The 9,201-nt window shown below is 61.1% G+C and carries 9 protein-coding genes and 1 pseudogene; 4 read left to right on the top strand and 6 right to left on the bottom strand.

Annotated features, from left to right (window positions below; all coding sequences use genetic code 11):
• Both ACQY7U_RS03505 and ACQY7U_RS03500 read right to left on the bottom strand, forming a co-directional pair.
• Positions 1-134, bottom strand: a pseudogene (locus ACQY7U_RS03505) (VWA domain-containing protein); the annotation flags it as partial.
• Positions 135-295: 161 nt separating this feature from the next.
• Positions 296-1,234 carry an AAA family ATPase gene (locus tag ACQY7U_RS03500; protein WP_428642009.1) on the bottom strand — a complete coding sequence of 313 codons (939 nt, stop codon included), beginning with the start codon at positions 1,232-1,234 and terminating at the stop codon, positions 296-298.
• A gap of 159 nt (positions 1,235-1,393) precedes the next feature.
• On the opposite strand from ACQY7U_RS03500, the gene ACQY7U_RS03495 reads away from it, so the two are divergent.
• Both ACQY7U_RS03495 and ACQY7U_RS03490 read left to right on the top strand, forming a co-directional pair.
• On the top strand, positions 1,394-1,741 hold the full coding sequence (locus ACQY7U_RS03495) for a c-type cytochrome (protein ID WP_428642007.1): 348 nt from the start codon (positions 1,394-1,396) through the stop codon (positions 1,739-1,741).
• A 149-nt stretch (positions 1,742-1,890) separates the two neighbouring features.
• Positions 1,891-2,163 carry an usg protein gene (locus ACQY7U_RS03490; protein WP_428642005.1) on the top strand — a complete coding sequence of 91 codons (273 nt, stop codon included), beginning with the start codon at positions 1,891-1,893 and terminating at the stop codon, positions 2,161-2,163.
• 20 nt (positions 2,164-2,183) lie between these two features.
• Here the strand turns inward: ACQY7U_RS03490 and ACQY7U_RS03485 are convergent, their stop codons facing one another.
• Together ACQY7U_RS03485 and ACQY7U_RS03480 are read right to left on the bottom strand one after the other, a co-directional pair.
• Positions 2,184-2,987 (bottom strand): tRNA1(Val) (adenine(37)-N6)-methyltransferase, encoded by an 804-nt coding sequence (locus ACQY7U_RS03485; RefSeq protein WP_428642003.1) that lies wholly within the window; start codon positions 2,985-2,987, stop codon positions 2,184-2,186.
• 1 nt (position 2,988) lies between these two features.
• Positions 2,989-3,225 (bottom strand): DUF2007 domain-containing protein, encoded by a 237-nt coding sequence (locus tag ACQY7U_RS03480; protein ID WP_428642001.1) that lies wholly within the window; start codon positions 3,223-3,225, stop codon positions 2,989-2,991.
• A 175-nt stretch (positions 3,226-3,400) separates the two neighbouring features.
• On the opposite strand from ACQY7U_RS03480, the gene ACQY7U_RS03475 reads away from it, so the two are divergent.
• Positions 3,401-4,417, top strand: coding sequence for a polyprenyl synthetase family protein (locus ACQY7U_RS03475; protein WP_428641999.1), 1,017 nt, complete (start codon positions 3,401-3,403; stop codon positions 4,415-4,417).
• A gap of 50 nt (positions 4,418-4,467) precedes the next feature.
• On the opposite strand, the gene ACQY7U_RS03470 is transcribed toward ACQY7U_RS03475, so the two are convergent.
• Positions 4,468-5,349, bottom strand: coding sequence for a 4-(cytidine 5'-diphospho)-2-C-methyl-D-erythritol kinase (locus tag ACQY7U_RS03470; protein WP_428641997.1), 882 nt, complete (start codon positions 5,347-5,349; stop codon positions 4,468-4,470).
• A 6-nt stretch (positions 5,350-5,355) separates the two neighbouring features.
• Entirely contained in the window at positions 5,356-7,140 is a 1,785-nt protein-coding gene (locus ACQY7U_RS03465; RefSeq protein WP_428641995.1) for a tetratricopeptide repeat protein, read from the bottom strand.
• Positions 7,141-7,414: 274 nt separating this feature from the next.
• On the opposite strand from ACQY7U_RS03465, the gene ppdK reads away from it, so the two are divergent.
• Positions 7,415-9,201 (top strand): pyruvate, phosphate dikinase (ppdK, locus tag ACQY7U_RS03460; protein ID WP_428641993.1); only part of this gene is annotated, 1,787 nt, incomplete at its 3' end.

Below are 9,201 nucleotides of genomic sequence, written 5' to 3'. Positions count from 1 at the left end.
CCCGACACTTCCACCGCATTGACAGCGTCCACGACGGATGCGGGCCCTACAGGCACGCCTGCCTTGCGCAGGGTGCGGGCGAAATAGACGATGTTGTCGGTGATGCGCGAGCGCAGGTCAGGGGAGGCCGTCATAAGGGAGCTCCCTGTGCGCATACCCTATCCGCTGACACCCCCACACCTGCCCCTTCCCCACGAGTGGGTGTTGGAACGAGTTTGCGGCGCCGCCGCTCTGATTTCCCTCCCTCCTTGTGGGGGAGGGCCAGGGAGGTGGGGCTTGCGGGAGACATCGTAGCCTAAACCGCCGGTACGGACTGCGGATGCGGGGCTTCCTTGCGGATTTCGTCGATCATGTGGCGCACCTTCGAGCCGCGGACACGTTCGATATCGTCCTGATATTTCAAGAGAACGCCGAGCGTGTCCGAGGCCATGTCCGGATCGAGGGCGATTTCGTTGAGTTCGGAAAGGGCGGTTGCCCAGTCCAGCGTTTCGGCAACGCCGGGCTGCTTGAAAAGGTCCTCTTCGGCCCGGAGTTTCTGGACGAAGGCAACAACTTCGGCGGCGAGGCGTTCGGCGGCGCCCGGAACCTTTCTGCGGACGATTTCAAGCTCGCGTTCGGCGTCCGGATAGTCGACCCAGTGGTAAAGGCAGCGGCGCTTCAGGGCGTCGTGGATTTCACGGGTACGGTTGGTGGTGATGATGACGATCGGTGGTTCGCTGGCCTTGATGGTGCCGAGTTCGGGTATGGACACCTGATTGTCCGCCAGCACCTCCAGAAGGAAGGCTTCAAAGGCTTCGTCGGCGCGGTCCAGTTCGTCAATCAGGAAGACAGGCGCGCCGTTAAGGGACGGTTCGAGGGCCTGAAGCACCGGGCGCTTGATCAGGAAGCGTTCGTCGAAGATCGACTTGGAAAGTTCCGTGTGATCGGTGTCGCCGGCAGCTTCAGCCACACGGATCTCGACCATCTGTGCCGGATAGTTCCATTCGTAGACCGCAGAGGCAATGTCGAGGCCCTCATAACATTGCAGCCGGATCAGGTCCCGGCCGAGACTGGAGGAGAGAACCTTGGCGATCTCGGTCTTGCCGACACCGGCTTCGCCTTCCAGGAACAGGGGCCGTTTCATTTTCAACGCGAGATGCAGAACAGTGGCCAGCGACCGGTCCGCGACATAACCCGCCTGGTCCATCAGCGTGAGGGTGTCGTCGATGGAAGCGGGAATTTGTGTCGGGCTCATGTGACCTCCGGAAAAGGGTATTTGTTTTTATATAGGGAGCCAGGCTGCGTGAACATGCCTTAAGGGCTATCAAAATCGTCGTCCCCGTGATCTCCCTGATGTGCTTTCTTCTCCGGACCTTCTATAAAAAGGCCCATCGATTCAAGGGAGGAGACGGCTGTGCCGGACTGGAGACCGCTTTTTTGTGCCGTAATGCTGACGGCTTTCGGCAATTATGCCCAGGCATCGGATGGGGCGTATCCGTCCGACGATGCCAGCCTGGCCACCGGCAGGGTGCTGGCGGAAACCCATTGCGCCGCTTGTCATGCGGTCGGGACGGACGACATCAGCGCGCAGGACAATGCTCCCGCATTTCGCGATCTGTCGGCGCGCTATCCCCTCGAGAGCCTGGAAGAATCGCTGGCGGAAGGCATCGTCACCGCCCATGAGAACATGCCCGAACTTTCGTTCGAACCGGATGACATCGATGCCTTTTTGGGGTATCTGACCTCCATTCAGAAAAAATGACTTTCCGGACCGGGGCGGCACGGTGTCTTGTTAGCAGGCGCGTGTGAGTGCTGCTAAAGTTATGTTTGTAAACAGAAATTCCCAAAAAGTTGTGTTTGGTTAACCAGCATTCCGTGACAATCTTTCTTTGCAGCAAAGAAAGGATTGGCATGAAAACCAACTCAGACTTTGAAAAGCGGCTCCTCGGCTACGGACTGCTCACGGCCGAGATCCTTTACCAGCTTCCCGACCATCCGAAGCTCCTGCAAAGTTTCCTTTGGCAGACGGAAGACCTGGCCCCGAAGTTTCCGGAACTCAGCCGGTTCCTGAAATTCTGGGAAAGAGAAATCGAAGGCCGTATTCACTCTGTGCGCATAGCCCATCAGAACCTCATTTCTCCCGTCGACTTCCGATATGCGGAAGGTGAGATCCTGATTCACTGACGCCGCGGGCGTTCGGACGTTTACTTGCGGGGGACGAGGCCAAGGCCTTCGCCGTCCCGCATGACCGCTCGCGACTGACGGGTGAACTCGGAACCGTCGCCTTCGTGAAGCACGAAGCCGGGCAGGAGCTGCAGTGGAGCCTTGCTGGCGCGGATGGCGCGGACCAGAATCCGGGTTGCCGCCGAGTCCGGACGCGGGCGCAGCGGAATGACATCGATCGAGCCGAAACGGCCCTGGAGCACGTCGAGGAGTTCCCGCAGGCCATCGGCGCGGAAAATCACGGTAAGGCTTCCGCCTTCGCGAACAATGTCGGTTGCCGTTCTGGCCCAGGGTTCCAGGCCGCGCTCATCCAGCATATGGGCTCCGGCCCTGGCTTCCTTTGGAGAGGCGCGAAACCTGTCCGCTTCATAATAGGGCGGGTTCATGATGGCATGATCGGCCATCGAGGGTGTCAGTCCTGCCGCATGCCGCAGACTGCCCTTCGCCGTGATATCGGCTTCGAGCAGGGAGACCCGGCTTGCGAAACCCGCGTTGTCATCATCTTCCAGCCCACGTTTGGCCAGCGTGAGAACGGTGGTGTCCAATTCGACAAGCGTGACGGTGATGCCGGGCAGGCGGGCGGCCGCGCAAAAACCGGCCGTGCCGACCCCGGCGCCGAGGTCGACCACGTGTCCGGCCGTGCCTTCGGGCAGGGCGGCGGCCAGGTAAACGGCATCGAGACCCGCCCGGTGCCGGCCGCGCCTGGGCTGGTATATGTGGACCTTGCCCCCCAGAAACGCGTCCCGGGTCGTTTCGGTGTCCTGCAATTGCCCGGTTTCCGTCATGTCAGGACTGGCCGCTTTCCGGTCGCAGTTCATGATCCAGCCCGGCTTCTCTCAGAATGCGGCGGGCCGCCCGGATCTGGTCTGAAGCGACCAGGATGCGGCGTGGGATCATTGTCAGGGACCCTTCCAGAACGCTCATGTTGCCGTCTGCGACAAAATGCTTGATGCCAGCTTCCTGAAGAATCGATTCCAGAAAGGAAATCAGGACGGGGTCGTTGGTTCTGACGAGTTCTTCCATTGGTTTCCCGGTGTTAGCGGCAAGGCAGGCAGCGGCACGTTTACGCGCCACATTGCTCTGATGTACAGCAAAACCTGCGGAATGTGGCATTTCAACAGTTTGTCACCGGAATGGCGTCTTGCCCCGCGCGCCTTGGCAACATATTGTCCGCTCAAATATTCAGGGAGTGCCATTGGTGGCCGTTGTCGCAACTTATTCTGACACTCAGCCGAGCCGTGCGAGCATACAGTCTCTCGTTGACCTTGTGTCCGCGGGCATGGGCGAAGTCAACGAACTGATCCTTTCCAAGGCAGGGTCGAATGTCGAGCTTATTCCGGAAATCGCCAAACATCTGATTTCATCGGGTGGCAAGCGGCTGCGTCCGATGCTGACACTCGCCTGTGCGGACATGTTCGGTTATCAGGGCGGGGGGCATGTCACGCTGGCAGCCAGCGTCGAGTTCATGCACACGGCAACACTGCTTCATGACGACGTGGTCGATGAAAGCGACATGCGCCGCGGCAAGCTGGCAGCCCGCAAGCTCTGGGGCAACCAGGCCAGCGTGCTTGTCGGCGACTATCTGCTCGGCCAGGCCTTCAAGATGATGGTGGATGTCGGCTCGCTCGAGGCGCTCCGGATCCTGTCCACGGCCTCCGCGGTGATCGCGGAAGGCGAAGTGCTTCAGCTCGGCGCGGCCAAGAACATCACGACGAGCGAAGCGGACTACCTGCGCGTGATCGAAGCCAAGACGGCTGCGCTCTTCGCGGCCGCGGCCGAGGTCGGGCCGGTCATCGCAGGGCAGGACGACGGCATGAAGCTGGCGGCCCGTACCTACGGCATGGAACTCGGCTATGCGTTCCAGCTTGTCGACGATGCGCTCGATTACGGCGGGTCCTCCGCAGACCTCGGCAAGGATGTCGGTGACGATTTCCGGGAAGGCAAGATCACGCTGCCGGTCGTTCTGGCGGTTGCGCGCGGCACGGACGCCGACCGGACGTTCTGGAAACGCTGTCTGGAAGGCGAGGAAGTCGGGGACGGCGATCTGGAAGAGGCCATCAGCCTGCTCAAGAAATACGACGCCTTGTCGGACACCGTTGAGCGCGCCCGCACGTATGGTGAAAACGCGGTGAAGGCTCTGGAAGTCCTTCCGAACGGCGCACACAACGACGCGCTTGCCGAGGCCGTGGCTTTCTGTATCTCACGCGTGAGCTGATTTCCTGAAAACGGCTTCGCCAGCAAAGCGGCGCCCTTGACCGGATGAATTCAGGTCAGCGGACCCGAGGCAATCCACCAGTCCGGATGGGCAGTCCTGAGGGACCGTTCGACGTCGAGCGCGTCCTTCATCTCGCACAAGCCGAAGCAGGTGGCGCCGGATCCGGACATGCGGGCAAACGCGATCCGCGTGTCCTCCTTCAGAGCCGAGAGAACATCGCCGATTGTGCCGCACAGCCCGATTGCCGGTTCCTGAAGATCATTCCGGCACTCGCTCAGGAAGGAAGCCAGGCGAGGCAGGTCGTCGAACTTTTCAGGCAACGCCGGCATCGGCGGATTATCACGGACCTCCAGAGCTCGGAATACATCCGGCGTCGAGACGCCCGTCTTCGGATTGACGAGCACGATACCGCACTTCGGCAGGATAGGTCCGGGTTCCAGGTCCTCGCCGACCCCGCGCATGAGCTGGGGTTCGGGGAACAGGCAAACCGGGACATCGGCCCCGATCGAAAGGGCGAGTTCGTGCAGGTCTTTTTCCGCAAGATAGGTGCCGGTAAAGTCCTCAAGCAGGCGCAGCGCGGTCGCTGCATCGCTGGACCCTCCGCCGATCCCGGAGGCAACGGGCAGGCGTTTTGTCAGCGTGAAACGAACCTTCGGCACCGGGATTCCGGCGGCATTCGAGAATGCTGTCGCCGCTTTCAGGACTAGGTTGCCGTCCGGCGGGCCGTCGAGCCCACGCGCAAAGGGGCCTTCCACCACGAGTTCGAGTTTTTCCGCAGCCGCAACGGCCAGACGGTCGCCGATCTGGGGAAAGGCGGCAAGCGATTCCAGAAGGTGGTATCCGTCGGGACGCTGTCCGGTGATATGCAGGGTCAAATTGACCTTCGCCCGGGCAAGCTCTGCCCGGGCAGACGGCGCTGAGGAAACGTCCATGGTGCGTTAGCCGCCGTTTTCGCCGGTCGCCGCCTTGGCAGCGTCGGTGCCGGGCACTTCTTTCAGTCCGTTCTCGATCTTGTCGAGGATCTTGGGAAGATCCTTCTCATCCGGTCCTAGGTCGCGGGCATGGTTCCACTGGAAGCGGGCTTCGTTCTTGCGGCCCGCCATCCAGTAGGCGTCGCCCAGATGATCATTGATCACCGGATCTGCCGGGCGCAGCTCGATCGCCTTTTCAAGCTCGACAACCGCTTCCTCGTAGCGGCCCAGCCGGAAATAGACCCATCCAAGGCTGTCGACGATGTAGCCGTCGGTTGGGCGCAGGTCGACGGCGGTCTTGATCATGTTGAGCGCTTCGTCGAGCTTCAGTCCCTGGTCGACCAGGGAATAGCCGAGATAGTTGAGCACCAGCGGCTGGTTTTCGTTCAGTTCGAGCGCCTTGCGGAAGTCGGCTTCCGCCTCAGGCCACTTACCCAACCGTTCGCGGGCTATGCCGCGGAAATAGAGCAGAAGCCAGTGCTCGGGCTTCAACTCGGCAATCGTGTCGATGCCCTTTGTGTAGGTCTGGTCCGCGTCCGCGTAGATCTCATGAGAGCGCAGAATATTGCCAAGGGCGATGACGGCTTCCAGATCGGACGGATCCTGCTTGATCAGTTTTTCCAGATGGCTGCGCGCTTCGTCCAGTTTGTCGAGCGCGTTGAAATTGGTTCCGACCAGGATTTCCGCCTCGCGTTTCAAAACACTGTCGGCTGGTACCTTCATGAGAGCTTCGATAGCCCTTGCCGGCCGGTTCATCCGCTCGAACACGCTGCCAAGGGCGATGGCCGCAAACTCGGCCTGCGGATCCAGATAGAGCGAGAGCTGCAGATAGGAGCTGGAGAGTTCCTCGCCGCCATCCCGTCCGATAACCGCCCCGAGGCCGTAAAGGATTTCTGCCATGCCCTGTGCCGGGTCGGTGACCATCGGCGGAATGACCGCGCCGCTTTCGATGGTTTCCCGAGTCTGGCTGATTTTCGGATGACCGCGGAAGCGGATGTCGAACGTGTCGAGAGCCTCGATGGCTTCCTTCTGCCGTCCGTTGGCGGCAAGAATGCGGGCATAGGCATCGACGACCCGAATGGCGCCCTGGTCGATTTCATAGGCGCCCTGGATGGCTTCGAGCGCTTCCTTGTTCTTGCCGGCGGCGAACAGGATATGGGCCTCGTGTGTGGCCTTGAAGACGTCGAACCACTCCGGACCGTCAAGGCTCTGAATCACGGCAACCGCTTCGTCCGCCTTGCCTGCGCCGTAAAGGGCCCATGCCCGCGAAATTCCGGTGGAGAGCTGCGCAAGGGGACCGTTGCGTCCTGACTCCAGGATCGCGTCCGCGTCGGCGTAATTGCCGTCGGCAACCCGCTGACCGCCCAGAGCGAGCTGAGCCAGGAAATTCTGCAGACCGGCCTTTTCCATCTCGTCGGCGTAAACGACGGCCTGTTCGACATCGCCATTGGCCAGCTTCAGGAGAAAGGTGCGTTCCAGAAGCATGGTGTTGGAGGGGTCGGCGGCCAGGGTTTCCTCGAAAAAGGCCGCGGCCTGCGCGTAGTCCTTTTCAAAACCGGCGAGACGTCCGGACAGGTAGGAACCAGACAGGGTGAAAGGCAGGTCGGACGGGGTGCCGTAGGTCTGCGTTTGCGCCGGTGTTTCGGCGGCTGCTGCTACCGGCAGAAGGGCGATTGCACTGACCAGCGCAAGAAGCTTCAGTTTGAAGGGCCTGCGGTCCATTTTGGCAACGGCGCCGGTCACTTGTGTCATTGTTCCTCGCAGTTTCGTCGCTGGCAATTTCATTGATTGCTTATTGACCTTGACAATGGCGTCTTTAAGGCTGAGCGGCAAGGCGGCAGGGATAACTTTCTGCAAGTTTAAATCTTTTAGATTTTGCCGATCGTGGGAAATACTGAGACTTATGGTCAAAGGATACGGGATTCTGTCAAAAAGGGCTTGATGACAGTCAAATGCCGTAGCAGTTATGTGCGGTGCAAAATGACGGGGGCGGGACGTCTCCTGCACGAAGCGAGGAGAGTTTGACATGGCCAAGTGGGTCTACAGTTTCGGCAACGGCACGGCAGAGGGCTCCGCCGGTATGCGCAACCTTCTGGGCGGGAAGGGCGCCAATCTTGCTGAAATGAGCAGCCTGGGCCTTCCGGTACCCCCCGGTTTTACCGTCACGACGGAAGTCTGTACCTGGTATTACGAACACGGCAAATCCTATCCGGAGACCCTCGCGGTGGAAGTCGCCGATGCTCTGGACAAGGTGGGGGCGGCCACCAACCGCAAGTTTGGCGACCTTGAGCGGCCGCTTCTGGTTTCGGTCCGCTCCGGTGCGCGCGTGTCCATGCCGGGCATGATGGATACGGTGCTCAATCTCGGGCTAAACGACCAGACGGTCGAAGCCATCGCAGCGGAGACCGGCGACCGACGCTTTGCCTATGACAGCTACCGCCGCTTCATCCAGATGTATTCCGACGTTGTGCTGGGCGTCGACCATCACGAATTCGAGGAAATCATCGAGGATCACAAGGAGCGCAACGACCTGTCGCTCGACACGGATATCGATGCCGACTCCTGGCTTGGCATTATCGAGCGCTTCAAGGCGCTTGTAATGGAAGAACTGGAGCGCCCGTTCCCGCAGGATCCGCAGGAGCAGCTCTGGGGCGCCATCGGCGCGGTCTTCTCCTCCTGGATGGTTCCGCGTGCCGTGACCTACCGCCGCCTGCACGACATTCCGGGCTCCTGGGGCACGGCCGTCAACGTCCAGGCGATGGTCTTCGGCAACATGGGCGAAAACTCGGCAACCGGAGTTGCCTTCACCCGCAATCCTTCCACCGGGGAAAACGCCCTTTACGGCGAGTTCCTGGTCAATGCCCAGGGCGAGGACGTGGTCGCGGGCATCCGCACGCCGCAGGACATCACCGAGAAGGCCCGCCAGGAAGCGGGCTCCAGCAGCCCGTCGCTCGAGGCCCTGATGCCGGCAGCCTTCGCGGAGTTCCAGTCCTATTGCGCCAAGCTGGAAGCCCACTACAAGGACATGCAGGATCTGGAATTCACCATCGAGAACGGCAAGCTCTGGATGCTGCAGACCCGTGCCGGCAAGCGCACGGCCAAGGCTGCGCTGAAGATCGCCGTCGACATGGTGGCCGAGGGCCTGCTTACCGAGGAAGAGGCAATCGGCCGTGTTGAGCCCGGCGCTCTCGACCAGTTGCTGCACCCGACCATCGACCCCAAGGCGGAACGCGACATCCTGACCACCGGCCTGCCGGCCTCGCCGGGCGCTGCCTCCGGCGCCATCGTCTTCACCTCGGACGCCGCCGAGGAAGCCCGGGCAGAAGGCCGGAAGGTGATTCTGGTGCGAGTGGAAACCAGCCCTGAAGACATTCACGGCATGCATGCTGCGGAAGGCATCCTGACCAGCCGGGGCGGCATGACGAGTCACGCGGCCGTGGTTGCCCGCGGCATGGGCAAACCCTGTGTCTCCGGTGCCGGCATGCTGCGCATCGATTACCGCAACGGTGTGATCAACGTTGCCGGGCGTCAGCTTAAACAGGGCGACGTGATCACCATCGACGGGGCAACCGGCCAGGTGCTCTTCGGTGAAGTGAACATGCTGCAGCCGGTCCTTTCCGGAGATTTCGGCACCCTGATGGGATGGGCGGACAATGTCCGGCGCATGAAGGTGCGCACCAATGCCGAGACACCTCAGGATGCCAAGGTGGCTCGTGATTTCGGTGCCGAAGGCATCGGTCTGTGCCGGACGGAGCACATGTTCTTCGAAGGTGAGCGGATCGTCGCGGTTCGCGAGATGATCCTGGCGGAAAC

The organism is Roseibium sp., assembly GCF_050301095.1.
Taxonomy (GTDB): domain Bacteria; phylum Pseudomonadota; class Alphaproteobacteria; order Rhizobiales; family Stappiaceae; genus Roseibium.
The sequence above is the reverse complement of the archived record's forward strand: the minus strand, read 5'-3'. Positions and strand labels throughout refer to the sequence as shown.